Here is a 23,942-nt window from a genome sequence, read left to right as displayed (position 1 = left end):
TACAACAAAAGAAGACTAGGAGAAGTCAAAATAATTCCGTTTCAATATCCGTTCTGTCTGCATCAGCTCTTGATATGTGAGTGTTTCCGGTAATTTTTTGGCGTCGACTAAAAAAAGCTGATTTTCGATTTCGCCTATGACCGCTTCCTCCTGATACGTCATGCCGCAGGAAGAACAAGCGAACGCGGGTGTGTCTGTAATTTCTATGGCCCTCGTACCGTCAGGAAGCTCCCAGTATACAGCCGACTGACAAGCTGACGCCTTCTGATTGCCGCACCACTCGCATGGCTTCACGGCGATTCACCTCCGACTTCCGAGCCTTCTTTTTGCTCTTTCTTCTGCTGTGCTATAAATTTCTTTTCTTTTAATTCATCTCTCTTTTCCCTCCGGTCTTTCAGCGTTTCATGATCAGGGTTAGAAGTAAACGCTTTCCTCCTGCTGATTCTCGATACATTTTCCGGTGTAAAAGAGACCTCTTTATCCGCGAAAATAGCGCTTAGTCCGACCGGCTCTCGTTTGGCCATCGTTCCCGGAAAAACAGATTCAAAATAGTCGTCGGCTTGATTCGGGATATAGTTTTCCGGTTCGGGATAAGATGTAATCACCCCTTCAAAGTTTCTGATCACAACTTTCTCCGGACTTTGGGAGAGCAAATAGTTCGGCTGCAGGGCAATTTTTCCGCCTCCGCCCGGGGCATCGACGACAAAAGTCGGCACGGCAAAACCCGTCGTATGCCCCCTCAGCCCTTCAATGATTTCCAGACCCTTTGACACGGGCGCTCTGAAATGACCGATTCCCTCTGACAGATCACATTGATAAATATAGTACGGGCGGACGCGGATTTTCACTAAATCATGCATGAGCTTTTTCATAATAGGCACCGAATCGTTAATGCCCGCCAAAATAACGGCCTGGTTTCCGACCGGAACACCTGCGTTGACAAGCTTTTCACACGCCTCAACCGATTCCTCCGTCAGCTCGATGCTCGTATTAAAATGAGTGTTCAGCCAGACCGGATGATATTTTTTCAGAATCTGACAAAGGTTATCCGTTATCCGCTGCGGAAAAACGACAGGCGCTCTCGTTCCGATCCGGATAATTTCGAGGTGAGGAATGTCGCGAAGGTTTTTCAAAATATATTCGAGAATCTGATCGTTAATTAAAAGCCCGTCACCGCCGGAAATGAGACAGTCACGTATTTCAGGCGTTTCCCGAATATAAGCGATCGCCGCATCAAGCTGTTTTTTCGGCACGCCCATCCCGATCTGCCCGGAAAATCGTCTTCTGGTGCAGTATCGGCAGTACATCGAGCATTGGTTTGTCACGAGAAAGAGGACGCGGTCGGGATAGCGGTGCGTAAGGCCGGGCACCGGCGAATCTTCATCTTCAAACAGCGGATCTTCGAGGTCATATTTCGTTTTGTGCATTTCTTCTGACAGCGGCACGGACTGCATGCGGATCGGACATCTCGGGTTATCGGGATCCATTAAGGAAGCATAATAAGGCGTAATGTTCAGAGGAATCGTTTTTACAGACATTCTGACGCCTTCTTCTTCCTCCTCTGTCAAATGAATGACTTTTTTCAGGTCATCGACGGTTCTTACAGTATGAGTGAGCTGCCACAGCCAATCATTCCACTTTTCTTCCGGCACATCCTTCCATAATTCAATCTCCTTCCAATGACGCTTCGGCTGAAACCATTTATTTGTCAAACGAATTCCTCCTTATGAATGGCTGAAACGTAATGTCTTGCACCATATATTCATATTTTCGAGCCCTTCTGAAATCCGGCAGTTGTTCACAAGCCTGCCTCTGTAGCCGTATCCCGCATGATACAAAACGGCATTCATCCCGTAAGAGGCTGCACGGGCCAAGGAAAAAAGATGAATGGTTCCTCGGCCCGAAAGTTCCTGCTCCAAGGCTTTAAACAGGTGTGCCGTTACGGAATTTCCTCTGTAATCTGACAGAACTGCGCAATCGGTCATTTCAGCGTGCCCCAATACGGGATTGAGATCCGCGCTTGCCGCGCCGATAAGACGTTCCTGATCGAAGGCGGCATAATAGATGGTGTTTTCTCTCATTGTTTTTTTTATATAAAGGGGGTTAAAGACAGGAGTAGGATAGGTGAGAAAAACATGTTTATATAAGTGCGATAAGCGGTCTGCATCATCTTCATCCGCTTTTCTGAATATGAGCTTGCTTTCTGTCTGCGTCAGTTCCCGCCGCGGTGTCTCATATAAACGGTCAACAGTCGAATCTTCCGATACATATGAATCTGACTGTCTCCGTTTCTCTGATAAATAACGCACCATCACAGCAGCCTCATGTCCATTGTAATATCCGTCTATAACCCCCTCATGAATAAAGAGATGCTTGACAAGTTCCGGCTCATCGCCGCGCTTGGCAAAGAAAATCACCTTTTGGGCCCCTTCTTGCTTCGCTTCTGCCAAAACAGCCGGAATAAGCGCCTCGGGCTGCCCATCATAACGAATGACCCTGAGCCGCTCGTTGAAACGGTCTGCATCAATCTCGGCCGATCCGCTTTCAGCCCTCAGTTCCTTTATCAGCTCTGCCACCTCCATCTGCCACCCCGCACCATTCCATCATAAAAAGAGAAATGATTTTGACGGCATCAATTAACGCCCGGACTTCAATATATTCATTTGCCTGGTGCGCCGCTTTGACTTCTCCCGGCCCGAAGACAATGACAGGCGTCTGCCCCGCATGATGCAAAAGCCCCCCGTCCGTTCCCCACGGAGACGCTTCACGTATCGGTTTTGCCCCTTTCATTTTCTCAAAAGAAGATTCCAAAGCGGCAATCAGCGGATGGTCATCCGGGAGATCGTTCGGAAGCCACTGAGCTCCAAACCATTCAACTTCCGCCGGATGATGTTTAAACCACTCATCCCGGTATTCCAAATCTTTGAGCCAGCTTGCGAGCTCTTCTTTTACGGCTTCAGGCGTTTCATCCGGAGCTATCCCGCACCTGCCTTCTATCACGACACGGTCAGCTACCGAAGATGGCCACGTTCCGCCTTGGACGGTGCCGATATTAATGGGAACCGGAATCGGAACATCCCGGTAAAGCGGGTCCGTGATGCGGGCGTTGCGGACGTGTTCCAGCTCTTTAAGCGCTGTGATGACATGCAGGCTTTTTTCAATCGCGCTCACCCCTTCATAGCGGGTGCCGCCGTGTGCGGACAATCCTCTTACCGTAATGCGGAACCACATAGACCCTTGCTGCTTCACAAACAGCTTTAAATTAGTCGGTTCCGGAATAAGCGCCCCGTCAGCCTTATAGCCTCTCATAACCGTCGAAAGCGTTCCTGCGCCGCCGCACTCTTCATCTACGACACTTTGAAACAGAACATCTCCTTTTAACGTAACCCCGCAGGCTTCAAGCGCTTCTAATGCAAACAAGAGAGCTGTATTGCCGCCTTTCATATCCGTTGAACCGCGGCCGTAAATTTTGCCGTCCTTTTCAACAGCGGTAAACGGTTCATACGTCCATGCGGCGGGATTTCCTTCCGGGACAACATCAATATGTCCGTTCAGTATCAGTGATCTCCCGCCGCCGGCTCCTTTCTTTATGGCGGTAATATTCGGGCTTTCATGAAAGTCTTTACGTTCCGATACAAAATAAGGATGCTCTTTCAATTGTTTGACATTCGGTTCCCACACATCAATATCCATGTCAAACTGTCTCAGTTTTTCTAAAACGACTGCCTGTGCGTTAAATTCATGTCCAAACGTGCTTTTTTCCCCGATCAGCCGTTTCAGCAGACTTACCGCTTTTGCCGCATTTTCTTCCGCCCACTCAGTTATTTTCTTTTCTAATTGATCCATGGACAGGCCCCCTTTTAAGAAAACATTCTCCCAATCTGATTTCGGCATCCGTAGTTTGGATGACATCGTCTATCGTCGAGCCATTCAGCAGTTCCTCAAGAACGAAAGTCCCATCCTCTATACTGATGACGGCTTTCTCTGTAATAATGAGGTCTGCACAGCCCGAGGCCGTAAGCGGCAATGAACAGCTTTCGACTAATTTCGGCCGGCCCTTCTGATCGGTGTGGCTCATGACGACAACCACTTTTTTCGCACCTTGGGCAAGCTCCATCGCCCCGCCCATTCCCGGCACTTTTTTCCCCGGGACGAGCCAGTTGGCGAGATCACCTGTCCGGCTGACCTGCAATGCGCCTAAAATGGTAATATCAATCAGCCCTTTTCTGATCATGGCAAAAGACAGCGCTGAATCAAAATATGAGGCGCCCTTTACCGTACTGACGGGAAATCCGGCGGCATTGCATAAGAGTTCATCCTCCGCTCCGGGCTCAGGACTTCCTCCTATCCCAAGAACGCCGTTTTCCGCCTGCAGCATCACCTCCATGCCGGCCGGCAGAAAGTTCGGCACTAAAGAAGGAATGCCGATCCCCAGGTTGACAATCATACCTGAGGTAATTTCACTGGCGGCCCGCCTTGCGATACTCTCTCTTTCCGCTATTCCCAAGCCCATTTCCATTTCACTCCTTCACTTTGCACGACACCCTCCACAAAAACGCCCGGTGTTACAATATGCTCGCTGTCAAGTTCGCCGGCCTGCACAATTTCCGCCGCCTCAGCAAAGGTTCTTTCGGCCGCAGCCGCCATCAGAGGGTTCATGTTGCGCGCCGTTTTGTCATAAGTCAAATTCCCGAATTCATCAGCAGTATGTGCCGACACAAAAGCAAAATCAGCCGTCAGCGCTTTTTCAACTAAATAGGGTTTTCCGTCAATCGTTACAGTTTCTTTGTTCTCGCAAACGGTTGCGTTATCAATCCCGATATCCGTTAAAATACCGCCAAGCCCCGCTCCGCCTGCGCGAATCCGTTCGGCAAGCGTCCCTTGAGGCGAAAATTCCACCTCCAGCGTTCCGTCAGTCATTTGTCTGCCCGCTACTGGGTTTGAGCCGATATGGGAAGCGATCAGCCGTTTCACCCGTTTATGAACGATAAGCGGGCCAATACCGATTTCCGGAAAGCCGGCATCGTTGCAGATGACGGTCAGCTCTTTAACGCCGCTTTCTAAAATCGCTTCGATTAATGACGGAGGAGACCCCACACCCCCGAAACCGCCGAACATGATGACAGATTCGTCCTTGACATCGGCAATTGCTTCATGAATATCGATTTTTTTATGAAAAATAGACATGTCAGTTCAATCCTTCTTCATCATTTTTTCTGCTTCTTCTGCAGCTAGTGAAAATAGATCTGACAGTTCATCCAGCTCAGCATGGGAAGCCGTCAACGGCGGCGCGATGATAACGGCATCTCCTTCTCCGCTATCAATGCCGGGCTTTGCAGGATAAATCAGCAGCCCCCGTTTTTTTGCTTCTGTTATCATTTTTTCTGTAAACGCCTGTTTTTTCGAAAAAACTTCCTTTGTCGTTTTATCTTTGACGAACTCCACCCCGATCAGAAGGCCTTTACCGCGGACATCCCCAATCACTCCGCTGCGTTCTTTGATATGTTCTAATTTCCGCCTCAGTATTGCGCCTTTTTCCTCTGCCTGCTGAAGCAGCCCATGTTTCTTGACATAACGAAGCACCTCAAGCGCCGCTCTTGCACAGTATGGATTGGCGCTGTACGTATGCCCGCTCATAATGACCCCGGAGCCCCGCTTGATCGTATCAATGATGTCATCAGAGGCAACGGCTGCCGCAATCGGAGCGTAACCGGCGCCTAACCCTTTTCCGAGCACCGCGATATCAGGCACGATTCCCCAATGCTCAGAAGCAAGCATCCGTCCTGTTCTTCCGAGCCCCGTCATGACTTCATCCGCGATAAACAAAATACGGTGCCTGCGGCAGACATCCTCAAGCGCTTCATAGTAGCCTGCCGGCGGAGTGATGGCAGCCCCGGCTGCTCCGACAATCGGTTCTGCGACAAAACCGGCGATAAATGAGGCGCCGATCCGTTTAACAGCCGTTTCCAGCTCCTCTGTCGCAGCTTTTACAAATTCCTCTCCCTGCAGCTCTGAACGGTACATATTCGGCGCTGAAACGGCAGGAAACCGTTCAAGCAGCTGGGTAAAACGGTATCTCCGTTCATAAAACCCTGATAATGAAAGCGCTCCCAAAGTAATTCCGTGGTAACTGCCCCATCTTGATAAAAAGACGGATTTTTGGTATTGGCCTTTTTCCTGCCAATATTGAACGGCCATTTTCATCGCTGTTTCAACTGCCTCTGAGCCGCTGTTTACAAAAAATGACCAATTCAGCCCGCCCGGCAGATGATCAGCCAGAAATAAAGCCAGCTCCTCTGCCGGCGCACTGGTGAATTGCGAGCGATACACAAACGAAACGGAGTCAAGCTGCTCTTTTAAAGCTTGTATAATATCCTCCGTCCCGTGGCCGATATTGCAAGTGACCGCTCCCGATGCCCCGTCAAGATACTTGTTCCCCTCCAGATCATACACATATGATCCTTTTCCATGGCTGACTGTCGGATAGATCCCGTCAAGCTCCGGTTTGATTAAATAACTCCCCATATCTTTCCACCTCAAAAACCCATTTGCTTCATTGTATGAACAGATGAATAACGGCATTCTTATCCTTCAGAAAGTTTTTTTTGCAGAAAATACCTTTTTGTAAAACAGGCTGCCGGAGATGTCCCGACAGCCTGAAGAGCGTTCTCAGTTCTGCTATTTATCTGCTCAGCTCATTACCACCGCAATTTTGATCGGAATCGGCATAAGCAGAAGGCGGAAAATTCCCGTCTTCTTTACTGTATGGGAACCAATATTTCACACAAATGATCATTCACCTTTTGTAAGGTGTACCTTTCGATAATGGGCTGATCTCTTACGATTAGATTATTTTTTTCGATCTCTGAAAAAACAGTTTTCCAAAATCCACTGACTGCCTCTTTCGTATGATCAAGCAAGAAAACAGCGTACCTGCCTCCGGAAAATGTACCGATCCGAGCTGGTTCAGGCACATGATCTAGATGAATAACAGCACAAACATCATAGCGGCATTTCTCTTTAGGCGTACGATTCGGATGATCTTGCGAATTCCTAAAATGACAGAATGATCAAGCAGGCCATTCAATTGCGCCCAATTTTTAAAAGACTCCATAAGTTCTTTATTTTGCTTTCCGCCATACTCCCCGACGTTTCGGAAATAAGCAATTCTTGATTCAGGCAATTCTTCAATTGTTATTTTCACATTTTCGCCCCCTTCTTCAGAAAGGTAATATGTATTAAAATGTTTTTCAAGCTGACTTTGAACATAACAAAAAGCCTGCAGGAAGTGATGTTCTCTGCAGGCTGATTTTCATTATAGGATTTTTTCAGTCTAACAAATAAAAGCCGCACCGACGATGATTAATAAAATAAACAATACCACGATCAGCACGAATGTACTGGTTCCGCCTCCGCAGCCGCCGTATCCAAAGCCATAACTGCCGCATCCCCCATATCCGTATCCGTACATACGAATCACCCTTTCTTCTTACGATATACGGCATTGTATGCGGGCCAATTCCCAATTGTTTTATGCGAATGCCCATCTATGTAAGAAAATAATGAAAAATTGTATGCACACGCCGAAATCTTTTGAAGCCGAGTTTCTCATAAAAGCGGTTTACACCGTCCATCCCGGACGCCACAAGGTATACGGTTTCCATGCCGTTCAGCTTTGCCGCAGCCATCAGCTCGTTCATCAATATCGTTCCGTAGCCTTTCCGCTGAAATTGATCCAGAATGGCAACTTCTTCAATTTTGGCGGTTTTATCCGCTTTGTTGATGAAAAGCTCTCCGCAGCCGATCGGAATCGTTCTGGAGGCATCGCTGTAACACACAACAAGCAAAACCGTCCCGTCCTTATACAAAGGATATTTCCGCTCAAGCTTTTGTTCGGCCGCCGCCTCGCCAATGTAAAGGGCATCATAAATGTTCATAATAGATGACCCGTCAGCAAGACTTTTGTCCGTTCCCCAAGCGGTGAGAGGATGTCCGGCCTGCCGGTCCCCATTTTCCAGCTTCCTTGCGAAAAACAGTTCATCCTCCACTACGTATCCCTGCTTTACCAATGTTTGTTTCAGAAGAAGCGGAAATGTGTGCTCCGGTGACGCTTTCACATGAATATAATTGGTTTGAAGCATGTTCGGAACAGACGCAAAAAACGGAAGCAGTCCGTCTAACGGAAATGTACGGTGCAGCTGAACAAAGTTATGTGAAAAAATCTGCGGCAGCAAAGGGTCTCTATACACACTGTAATGCTCGAACCTCTGCATGCCGGAAGTAAGCTCAATATATTGTTTCTCGGTTTTAGCAAATTGATCGGTCATAAAAGCTCTCCTTTTCCTTACACATCCAACTGCATCTCTCATCCTTTTGTTATATTGAGATTTCTTATAATTTCATCGTACATCGGATAGAACGGCTTTCCAATTGGTAATTGTTTAATTTGCTGAAAGGAAATGGGTAGCGCCTTCTGATTTGCAAAAAAGCGTTTCACTACATCCTGACTGATCGGATGGAGAACCCCTCTCAAATAAACATAAAATTCACGTTCAATGCGAAACAGCATTCTTCCGGGAAGATGCTGAACACAGCCCGATCTCTCCCATCTGATCGGCGGACCGTCCGGCAGCGCTTGGATTTCATCCTGTTCTAAAGCCAGGATGCCGCGGCGTTTAAATTGGTAAAAGCGTAAGGCATTAAGATCAATCAGCCTTTTCGTTCCGTCTTCTACAAAATAGATATGACACTGATCCGTGACGAGCTGAAAATTCGGAATACCGGCAGCGTTCTCTTCCTCGTATTGAAATAAAAAAGGATCCGGAATGACGACGGCTCTTCCTTCATATAGCGGTCGCCAGCGCTCATTGACAAGCTTTCTTTTATTCCGGTCAAGCTGGTATACTTTCTGATCCGTCCCCTTTACAAAAGACCCGTCAACCAGCTCTGACGGAAGCGATTGATACGTGTTCTGGAATGAGTGGGGTGTTTTATAGGTCGTATCCAACACTTCTTTTATCGGCAGAAATGATGTAAATGTGTTGAGCCTGCTCCAAAAAACAGAGTCTCCGTGATTCCAATGCATGACATCTTCGTCCCAAAAACTGCCGTACTTCTCCTTCACACGCCGAAGCAATGACTTCCTGTGCATCACTGAACAGTGATCAACGATAAAAGCAGCCTGGTCAAGCACGTCATCAGCAAAACGATAAAAGTGGAATTGCTCTGTTCCGCGCTCGTTTACATGCACCACCTTCTGACTGGAATAGACGGCATCAAATTCGGTGCATTGATTAAGCGTTTCCGCCATGCGGCTGAGTCTATCCGGATGATATACGGTGTCATCCGTCAGATAAGTGACGTATTCACCTTTAATCCGTGAAAGCGCATCATTAATCAAAACGGCATACCGGGTCGATTTCAGCCGTTCAGCCGGATTGATAAAACTGTTGTAATAGTATATGCGGTGATCTTTTATATACGTACTGATGGCCGCCGAGGTTTCTTCATTTGAATGATCATCCATTACAAACAGCTCCCAATTGCTGTAGGTCTGTTGCAACACACTTTCAATCGCCTGTTTCACGAGATCCGGTTTGTTGTAACTCGTTAAGATAATTGAGATCTTCTTTTCCATCCCATCACCCCTTCTGAACACATAAAAAACGGCTCCGAAAATGACAGAGCCTGATATCTGGTATTAAAAAGCACCCCAGCTGACGATGCTTGAAATCGCCACATTTGATCTCGTATTATTGAGAGGATTTTGAAAAACGGCCAAATCTGACAGCACTTCTTTGACAATCACGTTCTGTAATGTGCTGCCGTTAACCAGATTGACACGTGAAACAGGAACTCCAAGCTCTTTTGCCATCACAAGCTGACGCCGCAAATCTGATTGATCTCCGGACGGCTGACGCGATACCAAAAGAAGAAGCAGCAGTAAAAGATGAAATTCCTCATCAAAACTCCCGTGTTTTACAGTTTCTTCTGAATCCAAAATAATTCCTCTCCTTCTTTTTTTCATCTATACAACGTATGTCGCACGCTTGCAATCTGCATAGACAGATAAAGCCTGATTCTAAATTCAGCGATTTTATTAAATATGAAAAAAATACGGCAAAACGGCATTCGACTTATACCAATCACATCAATCAGGAATATGAATAAACGTGAGGTTGAAATCGTTAAAGGAGGTGTATGATCCCATGAGCGAGGATCGTTTAGAGCTTAAAAAGAAGCTATTGAAAACTCTTTTGAACCCTATATTTGACAACAGCGCTATATCTAGCGGCACAGATGGAGGAGATAACGTGGAAAACAATATAAAAGATTTATTAGAATCTGCAATTGATGCAAAAGTGGATGAAGCAGCTGCGCAAGACAGTCTCAGCGCTCAATCTGTTTTAGGAAGCGGCATTTCATTAGCGGCGAGATGGATTTTTGCGAGAGTTCAGCCCGGCACTGTTATCAGCATTGTGATGGATTCAGGAGACATGATCGGTCCGGTTCAATTTGTTTTCTTTGACGAAGTTCACGGAATTGTTTATGTTACGCAGGAAAATTCCGTTACACCGGCAGGCTCTGCTACAACATTGCTTGACGTTGACAAAGTCGAAAGTGTCACCTTCACTTCGTAACAGCAGATGAACGTTCTATATATCCGTTCAGGATATAAAGGCATTTACACGTATTTTGACCGCTGGATCGAGGAAGGTTTTTTACAGTCTTCCGTCCGCTTTTTTTCTGTTTCTGAGCTTCAGGAAGATACAATCAGCAGCATACGGGCATTCAAACCCGACATCAGTCTGATGATGGCGGGCGACCGTATTCCGTCAGAATGGCTTCAATGGCTGAGAACAGAGCAGATTCCCGTCTATCTATGGCTGACGGAGGACCCTTTTTATTTTGATGTGAGCGCGAAAATCGCCCCGCTCGCCGATGCTGTTTTGACCATAGAACAAAACGCTATTGATGCTTACCGGCAAATGGGCTTACAGCACGTATATTATGTCCCGATTCCCGTTAATCAGCGGATTTTTACGAAACAAGCGCCTGACGCTTCTCTTCACACCAATCTGCTTCTGATCGGATATCCGTATCCGAATCGCGTTGAGCTCGTGAAAGCAGCGGCGAAGCTTCCGTATACGCTTCGTATCATCGGGAAGGGATGGCGCAGACATCTGCCTAAAACAATCGCCAGACAGAAAAATGTGCTCATAATGGATGAATGGATTGAACCTGAACATGCCGCATTGTATTACAACAGCGCAGACGTGGTCTTAAACCCGCACCGTTCTTACCGGTTTGCGCTCAATCAGAATGGACGCGGCATCCAAAATATCAGTTTAAATACGAGAAGCTTTGACATTGCGGCCTGTCAGACATTTCAGCTGACAGATCTATCTCCCGCGCCCCCTTTTTCATCCTTTGTTTCTTACAGCGGGCTTGCGGATTTTGCGGATAAGATCCATTTTTATATGACAAACCCAACTGAACGTGAACGAATTGCGGCGCTTAATTATCAAGAGACAGTGCCGGCTTACACGTATGACCAACTTCCGGCCGTGCTTACGGCTATTCGCTCCGATACTTTCTCATGAAACGCTCTTCACATGAAAAAGCAGCTTATCCAAGCTGCTTTTTGTATGTTTATTTTCCGCTTCTGTCGGTCAGTTTTCGCGGGTCAACCTGTTTATTAACATGCGGGCGGAAGCCGATTTTATCAGCAATTCTTTCCCATGGCACTATTTTAAAATTTTGATTTGCCTTTTGACCGTGATCTATATTTTCCCCATCCTGTGCGACAAAAAGACCGAACGGATATTTTGGCCCAAGCCCGAAGCCCAGAACGTCAATTCCGTCCGTATCGCTTGTGCCGTCTGTTTCAGGCCCGTCTGTAATGCGAAAATCCGCCACATATTTGTTCTGTCCTTGTCTGTCATAAATGGCATAGCTGCTGTTTCCCTGACTTGATGCCAGCAGATAGCCTTTACCATCAGCAGCGTAGTAAATCGTCAATCCTTCAATGTCAGGCGTTAAATGCCTGCCGTCGGCTCGGTCGATAACCGTTCCGTTACTGCCGCCGTCCGGTTCGGCGCTGAACTTCCAAATGGCTTCATCTTCTTCCGCGATATAAAGACTGCCGTATTCATCGTCTGCTGCCATCCCTTCCGTCTGAGAATTCATTTTAAATGCCCTTACCTTCTTGCCGGATATGTATCCATTTTTGTCCGCCTTTAATTCATATTGCTCAAATTCGCCCTCTTTTCCTGTCACCATCGCGTAATATTTTCCCGTTTTTTGACTGTGGTACAAGCTGAAACCGTATACTTCATCAATTGCTGATGCAATTGGATTTTTTGGATCTGTAATGCTTTGCAATGTGCCGTTCTTTCCGTCAATGGCGTAGATCTCAACTGTATTTTTCCCTTCAGACCGGTTGGATGCTGCCGCAATATCAACTTTTTTTCCGTTCAACTGAAAATCATAGCGGATATCAACATTGTTCAGTTTCCCGGTATTATAGGAATGAAGCATCTTACCATCGAGACTGTAAACGACTAAGCCTGATTTTTTATTGGTCGTAATCAATTTGCTGTTCTGAGGAGTTTTGGGGTCCAGCCAAATCGCAGGATCGTCCGCCGCATCACCGGCTGTATCAACAGGTTCCGTTTCCGCCGCCGCATTGACGGTAAAATGATAAGGATCAGACAGCTTATGCTTGGCCTGAGAAGAAACGGCACCGCATGTGAGCATCAGTCCGGCGGCCGCGGTTAACAAAAGTGTTTTTGAATGATTCATTTTACTTCCTCCTTTTTTTAAACCTGCACTTCAATTGTAAAATACATACAGAACCATCAGTGTTAAGTTTCTGTGAAAAATGTAAGAAAGTGAAAATTCGTGGTGAGAGAAGAAAAAAAGACGGGAGCAGAATTACTAGTGAATATTTAGTACAATGATTTGTTAGTAATTCTTTTTCTATTAATCGGATCAAGCGAAATGAAAGCGCATCAGATTAATGATTTCCTCTAATTTTTGATTTATTGGTTGCTTTCATTAACTCGCTGAAATTGTTCAACATATGATGCATGGTAGAGAAACGAGAGTTGGAGGATAAGCCATGCCTAAACAGCAAGCAGTAGAGCTAAAACCATTTTTTCACGATAAAACTGTTCTCGTCACCGGCGGGACAGGGTCAATCGGAAGCCAAATTGTTAAACGCCTTTTGCTCTTAACGCCTAAAGAAGTCATTGTATTCAGCAAAGATGACAGCAAACAATATGTGATGAAACAAAAATACGCGGATGAACAAAGACTGTCATTTGTGCTCGGCGATGTACGTGACTACAGAAGAGTAAACCAAGTGATGAAAGGTGTTGATATTGTCTTTCACGCCGCTGCGCTGAAGCAGGTTCCGACTTGTGAGGATCATCCGTTTGAAGCCATTCAAACCAACCTTATCGGCGGACAAAATGTCGCAGAAGCCGCTTTGCTGCAAGAGGTGGCGCATGTGATTAATATCAGTACCGATAAAGCCGTTTATTAAGATACTGACTACAAACAAATCAAAAAAAGAAGCTTACTCTGCACTCCTTTCCAAAGCAGCCTCCAATAAATGCTGAGCAAATTGTTTATAAAATTCATCTAAGTCATTACTTGCTTCATCCTGATCTATATAGCGGATACCGTAATTATCTTTATGGACAACCTTTATTGTTTTCTTCTTTAATTCCTCATAACGTTGGTAAGGTTCCAAAGCTACACCCCCGCTTTCACAGGAGTATTATATGTATGTAATGGTTCGTCTCTTGACTGTTCTTTCTTTATCAAAGCCTCGCAGAGCTTGTTCAAATAATAGATATGGTTTACTTTTTTCTTTATCCAGCGTTCAATAACGATCTCTTTGCATATGAATATGTGAAAGCAGCTTTGTTCACGGTACTCAGTAATTCAAAAATGTGTTCTTGGCATCCGCTTTCCTATGGTCTTTTCCAATTACTTTCCAAGTATCATTCAGCCTTGGAAAATATATAAGATTTGAAGACATTATTTCTGTTCAATATGATATTCCTTCATGTTTATCTCTAAGCAGTTCAAAATTTATTAAGGATATGTTCAGCTTGTTCTTGAAATACCAGATTGCTTCATCTTGCTCTTTACTTAAAATGTTAATCATTTAATCAAGCTCCCTTAAAGTATAATGTTTAAGTGTTTTTATATGGGGGAATACGTGTAAGGAGGTGGTTCATTTGGAAAACAATCAGAAAATAACGCTAAACTCTTCTTTCTCGTTATCCACTCTTATTATCTTACTTATTGTATTGTTCCCGGCCTATTCCTCTTGGCTTGTCACGATATTCTTTTTAGGATTTGCACTCATATACACATTTGAAAAAAATAAGAGTAAATCCTCAAAATTAATTGCCATTATCTCATATCCATTGTTTGTTGTTGCATTAGTTTACAGCATAATAAACAGCATGTAATAATCCCCCACCTAAGAGAGGATTATTTTTTGTCCTTTACATTTCAGCAACTTTTGGGCCGCCTTTGTCTGTGATGATGAAGCTGTCACTCCCGATTTTTTTCTTTCGATCCTTATCTTCATAAATCGTTACATGGTGTTTTGTCATTAGAGCTGCCCCCCTGTTGGCAAATTTAATGCAAATCCTAATGTTTGAACGACTGCAGCAGTCGAATACTTGTCAAACTTGGTATTGCCGTATGTAGTTCCGGCATCTTGCCAATCATCTGCAGTTGTCGAAAAACTTGGATTCTTAATATTTGAGGCGGTCTTAAGTACATTGATTGGTTGGTTGGTGGTAGTTGCTTTCAGTATCAGTCCTACTATGATTGAGCTCTTTTGCATTTACTCCTGCTCCAAAATCACAAAGCAAACCACTTTTATATTTAACTTCTTTTTTGTTAAAATTACAGTTTTAATGAATCTTCTCCATGGCATAAAATGAGCATCCCCAATGAGACTTTCGGTTCTTTTTTAAAAAAGTTGTGTCTCGTATAATAACAAAAGTATGTTTTTAAAATTTTTGTTCCTTCTTTTATAACTGAAAATTCTCAAGGAATATATCGACTTTATTACAAATATTTAATATATTGTAAATATATTAAACTAATGGTTATTTAAGGAGGATGAAGAAGTGAAGAAAAAACTTATTTCATTTATCATGGTGTTCACATTAGCTGTGCTGGCTTTATCAGTTGTTTCTCCTGGCTATGCAAGTGCAGCAGAAAGTAAAAAAGCACCTGTAGTTCAAAATAGCGGACAGGCTCCTTTAGCTTCAAATTCTGAAGTACATACACAAGGCATTCCTTTCGCTAAACAAATATTAGTAAAAGCACTTAGGGTTGGTGGTCCCGCTTTAGGAAACCTTATTAAAAAGATCCCATATAAATGGGCTCAAAAAGCTGGTGATGCTTGTTCTAAGTGGGGACACAAAGCGGCGGACGTTATAGATGAACTTACAAATTTCGGAGAAACAGCTGTTACTGTGGCATTAGTGAAAGCCGGAATTCCATTAGCTGATGCTCAGTTAATTGCGAAGGTTGTTGTGTTCTTTTTGGTATAACTATACATTAAAAACAAGAGAGTGAGGCTTACAACCTTCACTCTTTTGTTTTAATTAGGTAAGGAGAGATCACCATGAATCTGCTTTTTATGACGTTATCAATTTATCTTTTATCTCTCATCGTCTTTTTTATTTTTATGTACAGAGGAGAAAAGAAAGAAGCTGCAGAAAAAAACACAAATGAAAAATTTTTATTATCTACAGTAATAGGAGCTTTGGTTTTATCACTAATTCCTACTTTAGTTATAATGGTGATAATCTTATTTGCAACAGGGTCAGCAAATGTGCTTGTAAGCTTCTTTGAATTAGAAATAGGATTTAATCATATAGTTATTATGAGTGTGTGTATGGTTGTTTATTCTTTTACTTTTGATAATATTTTTGTAGCTGTCGGAAGGCACCTCATTGGAGATAACTTTTTCAAGTTTATATTCGCCTCGTTGTTTAGATTTTTATTTATTTATATAGTGGGTATCTTATGTTCAATTGGGAATATCGACAATTTTAAACTATCATTAGGATTAACTTTATTTTTTCTTTTGTTAGAATGTATTTTCCCTAATAAGTCTGATCGTACCCAGAATTTAAAATCTTAAGGGCGGACAAACCCTGAGAACTTAATGCATATATAAAAGGAAAAATGTTCAATAAAGCAGACTTAATGTCTGCTTCATTGAATTAAAACCCCTCTTCATAAAATGCTTTCTCTAAGCAATTCAACTCCTCAAGCATACTGAACCTTCCAGCTTTATACTGGTCACAACAATAAAGTAACAAGAAAGTTCTCAGGCTTGATATGCTCAATGCTACTGTTTTAGATGGTGAAATCATTGCAGCAGCCCAAGAAAGGAGTGTTTAATTTGAGAAAGTTGTTTAAGTTTATCGTTTGTACCACGGTGACCATTCTTTCTCTGAGCATTATCACTACCACATCTGCTGAAACCGACAATTATAGGTTATCAACTAAGCTTACTAGCTCTGCTGAAGGTAAAATCTAAAGCTTTTGGTCTTAACCCTCCTAATTCAAATAGTGGTATAAATCTTACGAAAAACAAATTAACATTTGCTGGACAAGCAACTGGCAATGCATTGTATTCAAGGTAAATCTTCGATAAGCTATTCAATTACAAACAATAAATGATTCCGACATCTATTATTAGTCTGTTGCCTGAAGTGCCATCAACTTTGCTAAAGGCAGCTTCTTTATTGTCACCAGCATAAAGCACCTCTTTAATTTATTCATATTGGTAAAGTACTCAGTTTCCTAGATGCTCCAGCTGCATTATGAGTTTGTCCTGTATTTATTGCATTGTATTTAATATCAATAATTTCAATATTATTTGACTCGGCTCTTATGAAACCATTTATTAGTCTATCAATTTCAACCCACTCACCATTGCAATAATCATCTTTTCAACCCCTTTCTTAATGAATCACATTTTAAGTTAACTTTAAACTGCATTATGTTGAGAATATCATCTTTAATTGGTAAGCTGACATCTAAGGAAATACTTATACAAAGCAGGTGATATATTGAACAAAATAATCGGAATGACTGGGTTAATTATCTCCTTACTTGTGCAAGGGTTTTCAGCAAGTGATTCATTGACTCAAAAGATCGCCATGGCTTGTCTATTTTTGTTCTTATTGGTTTATAATTTTGAACATACTAAGGAGTTCTCTAAAAAGTCTCTGGCTATTATAGGCGCTTCCTTTATTGTACTAATGCTTGGAATTTATCAATTGCTCTTTTTTACTGGTGATTACTTTGAAAGTCGCGGTTTAAATTTTGGATTTATCCTTTTACTTGAAATTGTTTTAGTTATTGGATTAGTGACTGCTGCGCTGAGTTTAATTAAGCATATGGCAGACCGCTTAAGGAAAACACCTGATGGTAAAGAGCATTGACTCTTTGCCTTTTTTTAGCTAACCATTTCTTTTTATGCCGTCTTCTATGTACATAATCAAACGCAATATCGACTTTTGCAGACTCTCTTCTGTCAATGATGAATTGATTTCAGAACGATTCTTAATTCCTCATCATTTATACCGCTGTGTTTTGCACTCCATCTTAATGAACTCTTCTTCATTTTTCACCAAAATTTCTCGATCCATTACCTTTTTGCCACTTTACAAAAGATCCAGTCGCATTGCTCTCTTTGATAAGAACTCTATATTTCTAATACATGATTGTATATTGTTTGTTAATACACTTGGCCCCAACTTTTGTGTCTTAGAATTTGAAAGGCGTACTTGTACTTTAATATTTGTCATTTCAGCCGATATGGAATCACCCCTCCAGAAATCTGGAGTTTCTCTTCCTTTGGGGTTGGATATAGTTTAAATCGCCAACTGATTTCCCCTGTTTTGGCGGCAAATCCTTCATAACCGTCGTAGCTTCTATAAGAAGATGGTTGAGGAAGGTGGACAGCAAGAATACTCATATTCGTTCTTGCTGCACATGGCGAGTATAACTGCCACCCTGGGCGTTTTTTGTTTTGATTCACCGGTTCGAGTACTGTGCACTACAAGGCATTGGACTTGCTTTCATTTGAGTTGGAGAGGCAATAACAGCAGCCAGTAAGGGGATAACCAAGATAAATCGTTTCAATTAAATTCCCTCACATTTTTTGTTAAGTTCCCTTACTCCCGCCTTGAATGTTCATCACTTTTGAATCTTATGTATATTGCTTTCCCTGTACGCCTTGGCGTTATAACGTATCCCCCGGAACAAAACAATTTAATAGCTCTCTTTTCATCTAAAAGGCTTTTCAAACCATTAATAGCCTTATGGATAAAGTTAGTCAATAAAATCATCCCATTTTAAACTGATTTGAAGATTGTCGCCCATTCATCTGCCACTAATGAAATGCGTTGACATTTCAAGGTATGAACAATAAAACCCTGTTAATGACAGTCGGCGTTTAATTAAAAAATGAATACGATTAGAATGGATCTCAAAGATTACAGCTTAGGTTATTTTCGTATTCAATGTCAGACAGAATATTGTACGAATACTTCTGTTTTTACAGTAAATACACTAAAGAGGAGGTGCTGATTTTTGGAGTTAAAAAACATCGTTCATTCTTACAACATTACAAATATTTTAGGTTATCTTAGACGCTCTCGTCAGGATATGGAGCGAGAAAAAAGAACAGGCGAAGATACGCTAACTGAACAAAAAGAACTCATGAATAAAATACTGAAGTCGATTGAAATCCCCTATGAATTAAAAATGGAAATCGGGTCAGGAGAAAGCATTGAGGGTCGCCCTGTTTTTAAAGAATGTCTTAAGGACCTCGAGGAAGGCAAGTACCAGGCAATTGCTGTTAAAGAATTAACAAGACTCAGCCGCGGGAGCTACAGTGATGCGGGACAAATTGTTAACCTTCTTCAAAGCAAGCGATTGATTATCGTTACACCATATAAAGTCTATGACCCTCGAAATCCTGCAGACATGCGTCAGATTCGTTTTGAATTATTTATGGCCAGAGAAGAATTTGAAATGACCAGAGAGCGTATGACAGGCGCTAAATACACATATGCAGCGCAAGGGAAGTGGATTTCCGGACTAGCGCCTTTTGGATACAGGTTAAACAAAAAAACATCCAAACTAGTCCCAGTCGAGGAAGAAGCAAAAGTCGTTCAATTCATCTTTAACATCTTTTTAAATGGATTGAATGGAAAAGATTATAGTTATACAGCGATTGCTTCTCACTTAACAAAATTACAAATACCTACTCCATCAGGAAAAAAGCGCTGGAATCAATACACAATTAAAGCAATTCTGCAAAACGAAGCGTATATCGGAACTGTTAAATATAAGGTTAGAGAAAAAACAAAAGACGGTAAACGAACAATTAGACCTGAAAAGGAACAAATTGTAGTACCGGATGCACATGCCCCCATAATAGATCAAGAACAATTTCAACAATCACAAGAGAAAATTGCAAACAAAGTCCCCTTGCTGCCTAATAAAAATACATTGGAATTAAGTGAATTGGCAGGCGTATGCACTTGTTCCAAGTGCGGTGAACCATTATCTAAATATGAAACTAAGCGAACGCGAGAAAACAAAAACGGCACAAAAAGTGTCTATCACGTTAAATCACTCACTTGCAAAAAGAATAAATGCACTTATGTGAGATATAACGATGTTGAAAATGCCATTATGGATTACCTCGCTTCTTTAAACAACTTAGATATTAAGACTTTAACAAAACATATCATTTCAACGATTTCTAAATACGAAGACGGAAATAATAATGTGAAAACAAAGAAGCAAATATGTGAACATCTTTCACAAAAAGAACAAGAATTAAAAAACAAAGAGAATTTTATCTTCGAGAAATATGAAAGCGGCATTTACACTGATGAACTTTTTTTGAAAAGAAAAGCTGTTTTGGATAAAGAATTTGAAGAACTCCAGATTGCCAAGAATGAGGTCAATGGAACTCAGGAAGCGCAAACAGAAATAGACAGTAATACAGTCAGAAACAACATAAATAAGATAATTGATCAATATCACATTGAATCAAGCACAGAGAAAAAGAACGCGCTATTAAGAATGGTCTTTAAAGATGTTATCGTGAATATGACACAAAAAAGAAAAGGGCCAATTCCAGCTCAGTTTGAAATCACCCCTATCCTAAGGTTTAATTTTTCATTTTCGATCTCACCGTCACTGATAGTCCCTCAACATGCAGTAAATATCTTAAAAAACCGATAAAGCCGTTTCTCCGGTGAACACAATGGGAGCTACGAAGCTGTTGTCCGAGAAGCTGTTTCATCAGGCAAATCATCATGTTCAAAACCGCGGTACAGTGTTTTGTTCGGTCCGCTTCGGCAATGTCCTCGGTTCACGCGGTTCTGTTATTCCTATATTATTTGAACAGATGATGGATGGCGGCCCGCTCACCATTACAGATAAAAATATGACGAGGTTTTTTATGTCGATTGATGACGCAGCAATGCTTACCCTGCAATCTGCGGCGATTACAAAGGGCGGAGAAACATTTATTTTTAAAATGGAGTCCCTGAGGCTTAAAGAACTGCTTCACGGGTTTGAGGAATATGCGATCCGGCACGGACTGCCGCGCCCCGCCGCTGTTGAAGTAGGAAAACGCCCCGGGGAGAAACTTCACGAAGAACTGACCTCTCCTCATGAAACGGAATCTTTATATGAATGGGGCAATCTTTACGCGATATTGCCGGACCCCGCTAAACACCCTGAATTCCGGAAGGTCAATCTCCCCAGATATCAATCCGATCAAGCGCCGCTCATCACAACAGACACAGTCGTAAAGATTATTGAACGATTACATGAAGAAAAAAAAGCATAGAAAAAGGCCTGTCCAAATCGGCAGGCCTCATTGCTGAGCTCTATTTCTCAAATAAATGCTGATAGGTTTCATAGCCTTCTTCCTTCAGCTTGTCCTTCGGAATAAAACGGAGTGCCGCAGAGTTAATGCAATAACGGAGACCGGTCGGCCCCGGGCCGTCATTAAATACGTGGCCCAAGTGGGAGTCCGCTGTTTTGCTTCTCACTTCAGTCCGGATCATCCCGTGGCTTGTATCCAGTTTTTCGTCAACCTCTTCTTCCTCAATCGGTTTGGTAAAACTCGGCCAGCCGCAATGAGAATCGAATTTATCCAGAGAAGTAAACAGGGGTTTTCCTGAGATGATATCAACATAAAGCCCCTCTTCTTTGTGATCCCAGAATTCATTTTGAAATGGCGGCTCTGTTCCGTTGTTTTGCGTGACTTCGTATTGCATGCGGTTTAATGATTTGATTTTTTCTTCTTTATTTAGAGCCATCCTATCTGTCCCTCCAATGTTCATCCAGAAATCCTTGACGTCCGGAGCCTACACGGTAGCGCCCGTAGTGATCAGGATTTTTCTTATAAAAATGCTGATGATAGCCTTCCGCTTCATAAAAAGGCTCAGCCTTTAAAATGTCTGTCACGATCGGCTTTTTAAAAATGCCGCTGTCTTCAAGCTGTTTTTTTGAGGCTTCAGCAATCTCTTTTTGTTCATCATTATGGTAATAAATCGCCGCTCGATATGAACTTCCGCGGTCCGCAAACTGGCCGCCTGCGTCAGTCGGGTCGATCTGCTGCCAAAACAGCTCAACAAGCTTTTCATACGGGAAAATGTCTGGTTGAAATGTGATTTGAACGGCTTCCCTGTGACCGGTCGTTTCACTGCACACTTCTTCGTAAGTCGGATTCTCAGTATGGCCTCCTGTATAACCGGACACCACTCTTTCAATTCCGGGCTGTTCGTCAAACGGCTTCACCATGCACCAAAAACAGCCGCCTGCAAATGTGGCGATTTCTTTTTTTTCTGACATACGGGTGCCCTCCTTTGTTCATACGTGGTATTATTATATTATAGCATGTATAAACAGAATAAAAATAATTCTGCTTTCAGGGGAAGCTAAATGAATGCCGCGCTGACTACATATTGGAGGTTCATGTTTTGAAAGTAAGAACACAAATGATGTATGATATGGAAGCTTTGCTTCGAAAAGTGTTTAAACAAATCAGAAATGAAGTTAATGAAATTCTAGATAAAGAGCTGTCCAGGAACGAATTCACCATTTTGTGGATTCTCAGTGAACAAGGACCTAAAAAAGTAACGGAATTCGCTCCCATTCTTGAGGTCTCCGCAAGCCACATTACCGCAGTGACTGACGCTTTAGTAGAAAAGGAATGGATCACCCGCATCCGTTCTAAAGAGGACAGACGAATTATCAGAATCCATATTACGGAAGACGGGGAGAAAATTGTCGATCATTTCAACCAGAAAAAAACAGAATACTTTTTTAAACGGTTTGACTGCTACTCTGATGAAGAGCTTGCAACGTTAATCAAACTGTTCAGCAAGCTGGATAAAAAACGCTGAAACGTAAAAAACACAAATCCCAGAAAGGATCTGTGTTTTTTTATGAAAACTTATTGCTTCGGATGATAATAGGAAAATTCAATTTCATCCGTGTCGAGATTGATTTTATCAGCCTTAACATACATACCGTTGTCTAATGGCATTTCCGACAGACGGACCTCAATGCTTTTATCACTTGGATGAACGTGCACAAATGACGGCAGTTCGTAAAAGCTGTCCATATAATTCAGCACAAAGCTGATCGGAAGGCTTAATTCACCTAATGAAAACTTCGTCACTTTCAGAACCACATCTCCGTTCTTTTGTACGGACGGTTCAAATGTGACAACCGCATTAATAGATGTTGAGAACGCCTTGATTTTACCGGCTACGTGCACGTCGTTATTGATGTCCACTTTGTAGTCAAGCTGATTCGATGCCTTCTCTTTTAAGTACGAATTCACAAACCTGGCAAGTGATTCTTTTGAGCTGGTAATGTGAAAGCCGTACTCGCTTTTTGTCTCATCTTGTATTTTCGCCTGTTCTCCCGGCATAACCATCAATGTCACGATGACCGCGGCGGCAATCACATTGAGTGCAAGAAGAATAAAAAACAGCGATTTCCATTTCTTCATCATTTCACCCTATTCTGCTGGTAACCCTTGTTTTTCAATAGTGCCGTACAATCGATCGGCGATGAGTGTATACCCTTTTGCATTCGGATGAAAATCATCATCCTTTGAAATCCGGCTGCTGCCGCTTTTTTGACTGAACAAGTCTTCAACATTCACCGTAGCGGCGTGAGGATCTTTTTTCAGCTCTTTTGCGGCGATCTGGTTCCAATCAGTCACAACCCCGTTAATCTCTTTTAACTCAGGCAGCGTAAATGTGAACGGATTGTACATGCTGACATACACCAGCTCAGCGTTTTGATTGTATTTGCGTATTTTTGAAATGATCGCCTTGAACCGTTTTTCAAAAGGTTTCTCTTCCTTTTGGAACGGCTGAACCGTCAGCTGCATAACGTTCTGGCGGAGCACCTTCATTAAATCATTACCGCCGATGGTAAAAAAGATATAGTCGGCGCCCTTCAATGATTTCTGCACTTTTTTATCATCAAGCTTTTTAAGCAGGTCAGACGTCTTGTCGCCCTGCACCGCATAATTTTTAATATCTACCGTTTTCACATGTCCCTTTTTCTTGAGGGAATCCGCCACCTTGCCGACGTATCCTGAACCGTCAGAATCTCCTACTCCTTCAGTTAATGAATCTCCGACCGCAGCTATGACAATATGATCTTTCGTTTTCGGTTCTTCAGCATCAGAACCGGTGCGCTGGACAGAACAAGCTGATAAAAGCAAGGCCAGTCCGGCGATCAATGAGAACATTCGCAGCTTCAATCTGGTTGCTCCTTCCACGTCTACTAGTGGAAAGTGTAACATGTTTTTTCAGATTTGAAAATGTCTA

At 42.7% G+C, this 23,942-nt stretch carries 26 protein-coding genes and 7 pseudogenes; 10 read left to right on the top strand and 23 right to left on the bottom strand.

What is annotated here, in order from left to right; translation table 11 throughout:
- Positions 1–15: 15 nt before the first annotated feature.
- The 12 genes and pseudogenes from ACQE26_RS13780 to cgeC form a co-directional block, all read right to left on the bottom strand.
- Positions 16–294 (bottom strand): YokU family protein, encoded by a 279-nt coding sequence (locus tag ACQE26_RS13780; RefSeq protein ID WP_016936641.1) that lies wholly within the window; start codon positions 292–294, stop codon positions 16–18.
- Entirely contained in the window at positions 291–1,712 is a 1,422-nt protein-coding gene (gene kamA / locus ACQE26_RS13775; protein WP_049628641.1) for a lysine 2,3-aminomutase, read from the bottom strand. The genes ACQE26_RS13780 and kamA overlap by 4 nt, the downstream gene beginning before the upstream one ends.
- A 12-nt stretch (positions 1,713–1,724) precedes the next feature.
- Complete coding sequence (ablB, locus tag ACQE26_RS13770) at positions 1,725–2,567, bottom strand: putative beta-lysine N-acetyltransferase (protein WP_500471493.1); 843 nt, start codon at positions 2,565–2,567, stop codon at positions 1,725–1,727.
- Positions 2,545–3,846 carry a peptidase gene (locus tag ACQE26_RS13765; protein WP_500469773.1) on the bottom strand — a complete coding sequence of 434 codons (1,302 nt, stop codon included), beginning with the start codon at positions 3,844–3,846 and terminating at the stop codon, positions 2,545–2,547. The genes ablB and ACQE26_RS13765 overlap by 23 nt, the downstream gene beginning before the upstream one ends.
- Positions 3,818–4,513 carry a 3-oxoacid CoA-transferase subunit B gene (locus ACQE26_RS13760; protein ID WP_438420074.1) on the bottom strand — a complete coding sequence of 232 codons (696 nt, stop codon included), beginning with the start codon at positions 4,511–4,513 and terminating at the stop codon, positions 3,818–3,820. Before ACQE26_RS13760 ends, ACQE26_RS13765 begins: the two co-directional genes overlap by 29 nt.
- On the bottom strand, positions 4,498–5,187 hold the full coding sequence (locus tag ACQE26_RS13755) for a CoA transferase subunit A (RefSeq protein ID WP_016936646.1): 690 nt from the start codon (positions 5,185–5,187) through the stop codon (positions 4,498–4,500). Before ACQE26_RS13755 ends, ACQE26_RS13760 begins: the two co-directional genes overlap by 16 nt.
- Before the next feature lie 6 nt (positions 5,188–5,193).
- Positions 5,194–6,525, bottom strand: coding sequence for an aspartate aminotransferase family protein (locus ACQE26_RS13750; protein ID WP_500469771.1), 1,332 nt, complete (start codon positions 6,523–6,525; stop codon positions 5,194–5,196).
- A gap of 233 nt (positions 6,526–6,758) precedes the next feature.
- Positions 6,759–7,204, bottom strand: a pseudogene (locus ACQE26_RS13745) (AraC family transcriptional regulator).
- A 129-nt stretch (positions 7,205–7,333) separates the two neighbouring features.
- Positions 7,334–7,471: a YjcZ family sporulation protein gene (locus ACQE26_RS13740; protein ID WP_016936649.1), complete on the bottom strand. Its 138-nt coding sequence runs from the start codon at positions 7,469–7,471 to the stop codon at positions 7,334–7,336.
- A gap of 76 nt (positions 7,472–7,547) precedes the next feature.
- On the bottom strand, positions 7,548–8,327 hold the full coding sequence (locus tag ACQE26_RS13735; RefSeq protein ID WP_438420077.1) for a GNAT family N-acetyltransferase: 780 nt from the start codon (positions 8,325–8,327) through the stop codon (positions 7,548–7,550).
- A 38-nt stretch (positions 8,328–8,365) separates the two neighbouring features.
- Positions 8,366–9,637 (bottom strand): glycosyltransferase family 2 protein, encoded by a 1,272-nt coding sequence (locus ACQE26_RS13730; protein ID WP_438420078.1) that lies wholly within the window; start codon positions 9,635–9,637, stop codon positions 8,366–8,368.
- Between the two features lie 63 nt (positions 9,638–9,700).
- Positions 9,701–10,000: a spore maturation protein CgeC gene (gene cgeC, locus ACQE26_RS13725; RefSeq protein WP_500469768.1), complete on the bottom strand. Its 300-nt coding sequence runs from the start codon at positions 9,998–10,000 to the stop codon at positions 9,701–9,703.
- Between the two features lie 208 nt (positions 10,001–10,208).
- Here cgeC and ACQE26_RS13720 point away from each other — a divergent pair, with 208 nt between their 5' ends.
- A complete protein-coding gene (locus ACQE26_RS13720; protein ID WP_438420079.1) occupies positions 10,209–10,640 on the top strand; it encodes a hypothetical protein in 432 nt (143 codons plus the stop codon).
- A 6-nt stretch (positions 10,641–10,646) separates the two neighbouring features.
- Positions 10,647–11,603, top strand: coding sequence for a CgeB family protein (locus ACQE26_RS13715; RefSeq protein WP_500469765.1), 957 nt, complete (start codon positions 10,647–10,649; stop codon positions 11,601–11,603).
- A gap of 49 nt (positions 11,604–11,652) precedes the next feature.
- Here the strand turns inward: ACQE26_RS13715 and phyC are convergent, their stop codons facing one another.
- Positions 11,653–12,804 (bottom strand): 3-phytase, encoded by a 1,152-nt coding sequence (phyC, locus tag ACQE26_RS13710; RefSeq protein ID WP_500469763.1) that lies wholly within the window; start codon positions 12,802–12,804, stop codon positions 11,653–11,655.
- A 319-nt stretch (positions 12,805–13,123) separates the two neighbouring features.
- On the opposite strand from phyC, the gene ACQE26_RS13705 reads away from it, so the two are divergent.
- Entirely contained in the window at positions 13,124–13,549 is a 426-nt protein-coding gene (locus tag ACQE26_RS13705; protein ID WP_016936656.1) for an SDR family NAD(P)-dependent oxidoreductase, read from the top strand.
- A gap of 33 nt (positions 13,550–13,582) precedes the next feature.
- Here the strand turns inward: ACQE26_RS13705 and sprB are convergent, their stop codons facing one another.
- The 3 genes and pseudogenes from sprB to ACQE26_RS13690 form a co-directional block, all read right to left on the bottom strand.
- Positions 13,583–13,759, bottom strand: a complete 177-nt coding sequence (gene sprB, locus ACQE26_RS13700; RefSeq protein ID WP_101605453.1) for a recombination directionality factor SprB — start codon at positions 13,757–13,759, stop codon at positions 13,583–13,585.
- A gap of 2 nt (positions 13,760–13,761) precedes the next feature.
- Positions 13,762–13,920, bottom strand: a pseudogene (locus ACQE26_RS13695) (hypothetical protein); the annotation flags it as partial.
- Between the two features lie 154 nt (positions 13,921–14,074).
- Positions 14,075–14,179, bottom strand: a pseudogene (locus tag ACQE26_RS13690) (hypothetical protein); the annotation flags it as partial.
- 73 nt (positions 14,180–14,252) lie between these two features.
- Here ACQE26_RS13690 and ACQE26_RS13685 point away from each other — a divergent pair.
- The gene (locus tag ACQE26_RS13685; RefSeq protein WP_500469761.1) at positions 14,253–14,489 is read left to right on the top strand and encodes a hypothetical protein; all 237 of its coding nucleotides are present in this window, start codon (positions 14,253–14,255) and stop codon (positions 14,487–14,489) included.
- A gap of 146 nt (positions 14,490–14,635) precedes the next feature.
- Here the strand turns inward: ACQE26_RS13685 and ACQE26_RS13680 are convergent, their stop codons facing one another.
- On the bottom strand, positions 14,636–14,872 hold the full coding sequence (locus ACQE26_RS13680) for a hypothetical protein (protein WP_500469759.1): 237 nt from the start codon (positions 14,870–14,872) through the stop codon (positions 14,636–14,638).
- Positions 14,873–15,161: 289 nt separating this feature from the next.
- Here ACQE26_RS13680 and ACQE26_RS13675 point away from each other — a divergent pair, with 289 nt between their 5' ends.
- The 3 genes from ACQE26_RS13675 to ACQE26_RS13665 all read left to right on the top strand — a co-directional run bounded on the left by ACQE26_RS13675 (position 15,162) and on the right by ACQE26_RS13665 (position 17,498).
- A complete protein-coding gene (locus tag ACQE26_RS13675; protein WP_016936660.1) occupies positions 15,162–15,590 on the top strand; it encodes a YqxI family protein in 429 nt (142 codons plus the stop codon).
- A gap of 74 nt (positions 15,591–15,664) precedes the next feature.
- Positions 15,665–16,186 carry a hypothetical protein gene (locus ACQE26_RS13670; RefSeq protein ID WP_500469757.1) on the top strand — a complete coding sequence of 174 codons (522 nt, stop codon included), beginning with the start codon at positions 15,665–15,667 and terminating at the stop codon, positions 16,184–16,186.
- A 937-nt stretch (positions 16,187–17,123) separates the two neighbouring features.
- A complete protein-coding gene (locus ACQE26_RS13665) occupies positions 17,124–17,498 on the top strand; it encodes a YoqO family protein (RefSeq protein ID WP_500469755.1) in 375 nt (124 codons plus the stop codon).
- Between the two features lie 222 nt (positions 17,499–17,720).
- Here the strand turns inward: ACQE26_RS13665 and ACQE26_RS13660 are convergent.
- Positions 17,721–18,201 (bottom strand): annotated as a pseudogene (locus ACQE26_RS13660) (YoqH family protein).
- A gap of 101 nt (positions 18,202–18,302) precedes the next feature.
- Positions 18,303–18,398 (bottom strand): annotated as a pseudogene (locus ACQE26_RS13655) (SMI1/KNR4 family protein); the annotation flags it as partial.
- A gap of 253 nt (positions 18,399–18,651) precedes the next feature.
- Between ACQE26_RS13655 and sprA the strand changes: the two are divergent.
- Positions 18,652–20,336: pseudogene (gene sprA / locus ACQE26_RS13650) on the top strand (serine-type integrase SprA).
- Positions 20,312–20,932: pseudogene (locus tag ACQE26_RS13645) on the top strand (polysaccharide biosynthesis protein); the annotation flags it as partial. The pseudogenes sprA and ACQE26_RS13645, both read left to right, overlap by 25 nt.
- Before the next feature lie 40 nt (positions 20,933–20,972).
- Here ACQE26_RS13645 and msrB read toward each other — a convergent pair.
- Entirely contained in the window at positions 20,973–21,407 is a 435-nt protein-coding gene (gene msrB / locus ACQE26_RS13640) for a peptide-methionine (R)-S-oxide reductase MsrB (RefSeq protein ID WP_060962507.1), read from the bottom strand.
- A 1-nt stretch (position 21,408) separates the two neighbouring features.
- The gene (gene msrA, locus ACQE26_RS13635; RefSeq protein ID WP_047474523.1) at positions 21,409–21,942 is read right to left on the bottom strand and encodes a peptide-methionine (S)-S-oxide reductase MsrA; all 534 of its coding nucleotides are present in this window, start codon (positions 21,940–21,942) and stop codon (positions 21,409–21,411) included.
- Between the two features lie 128 nt (positions 21,943–22,070).
- Between msrA and ACQE26_RS13630 the strand changes: the two genes are divergently transcribed.
- Positions 22,071–22,496, top strand: coding sequence for a MarR family transcriptional regulator (locus ACQE26_RS13630; RefSeq protein ID WP_060962506.1), 426 nt, complete (start codon positions 22,071–22,073; stop codon positions 22,494–22,496).
- A 50-nt stretch (positions 22,497–22,546) separates the two neighbouring features.
- Here the strand turns inward: ACQE26_RS13630 and ACQE26_RS13625 are convergent, their stop codons facing one another.
- Positions 22,547–23,110: a YpmS family protein gene (locus ACQE26_RS13625; RefSeq protein WP_016936676.1), complete on the bottom strand. Its 564-nt coding sequence runs from the start codon at positions 23,108–23,110 to the stop codon at positions 22,547–22,549.
- A 9-nt stretch (positions 23,111–23,119) separates the two neighbouring features.
- Entirely contained in the window at positions 23,120–23,875 is a 756-nt protein-coding gene (locus ACQE26_RS13620; RefSeq protein ID WP_500469752.1) for an SGNH/GDSL hydrolase family protein, read from the bottom strand.
- Positions 23,876–23,942 lie beyond the last annotated feature (67 nt).

The organism is Bacillus sp. 5RYD7K, assembly GCF_059831465.1.
The sequence above is the reverse complement of the archived record's forward strand: the minus strand, read 5'-3'. Positions and strand labels throughout refer to the sequence as shown.

What these genes read in the sequence shown, in the direction of transcription:
- ACQE26_RS13765 (WP_500469773.1), bottom strand. Translation starts at nt 3,846, where the DNA reads ATGGATCAATTAGAAAAGAAAATAACTGAGTGGGCGGAAGAAAATGCG.
- ACQE26_RS13760 (WP_438420074.1), bottom strand. Translation starts at nt 4,513, where the DNA reads ATGGGCTTGGGAATAGCGGAAAGAGAGAGTATCGCAAGGCGGGCCGCC.
- ACQE26_RS13755 (WP_016936646.1), bottom strand. Translation starts at nt 5,187, where the DNA reads ATGTCTATTTTTCATAAAAAAATCGATATTCATGAAGCAATTGCCGAT.
- ACQE26_RS13750 (WP_500469771.1), bottom strand. Translation starts at nt 6,525, where the DNA reads ATGGGGAGTTATTTAATCAAACCGGAGCTTGACGGGATCTATCCGACA.
- ACQE26_RS13740 (WP_016936649.1), bottom strand. Translation starts at nt 7,471, where the DNA reads ATGTACGGATACGGATATGGGGGATGCGGCAGTTATGGCTTTGGATAC.
- ACQE26_RS13735 (WP_438420077.1), bottom strand. Translation starts at nt 8,327, where the DNA reads ATGACCGATCAATTTGCTAAAACCGAGAAACAATATATTGAGCTTACT.
- ACQE26_RS13730 (WP_438420078.1), bottom strand. Translation starts at nt 9,637, where the DNA reads ATGGAAAAGAAGATCTCAATTATCTTAACGAGTTACAACAAACCGGAT.
- ACQE26_RS13720 (WP_438420079.1), top strand. Translation starts at nt 10,209, where the DNA reads ATGAGCGAGGATCGTTTAGAGCTTAAAAAGAAGCTATTGAAAACTCTT.
- ACQE26_RS13715 (WP_500469765.1), top strand. Translation starts at nt 10,647, where the DNA reads ATGAACGTTCTATATATCCGTTCAGGATATAAAGGCATTTACACGTAT.
- phyC (WP_500469763.1), bottom strand. Translation starts at nt 12,804, where the DNA reads ATGAATCATTCAAAAACACTTTTGTTAACCGCGGCCGCCGGACTGATG.
- ACQE26_RS13705 (WP_016936656.1), top strand. Translation starts at nt 13,124, where the DNA reads ATGCCTAAACAGCAAGCAGTAGAGCTAAAACCATTTTTTCACGATAAA.
- ACQE26_RS13680 (WP_500469759.1), bottom strand. Translation starts at nt 14,872, where the DNA reads ATGCAAAAGAGCTCAATCATAGTAGGACTGATACTGAAAGCAACTACC.
- ACQE26_RS13670 (WP_500469757.1), top strand. Translation starts at nt 15,665, where the DNA reads ATGAATCTGCTTTTTATGACGTTATCAATTTATCTTTTATCTCTCATC.
- msrB (WP_060962507.1), bottom strand. Translation starts at nt 21,407, where the DNA reads ATGGCTCTAAATAAAGAAGAAAAAATCAAATCATTAAACCGCATGCAA.
- msrA (WP_047474523.1), bottom strand. Translation starts at nt 21,942, where the DNA reads ATGTCAGAAAAAAAAGAAATCGCCACATTTGCAGGCGGCTGTTTTTGG.
- ACQE26_RS13625 (WP_016936676.1), bottom strand. Translation starts at nt 23,110, where the DNA reads ATGAAGAAATGGAAATCGCTGTTTTTTATTCTTCTTGCACTCAATGTG.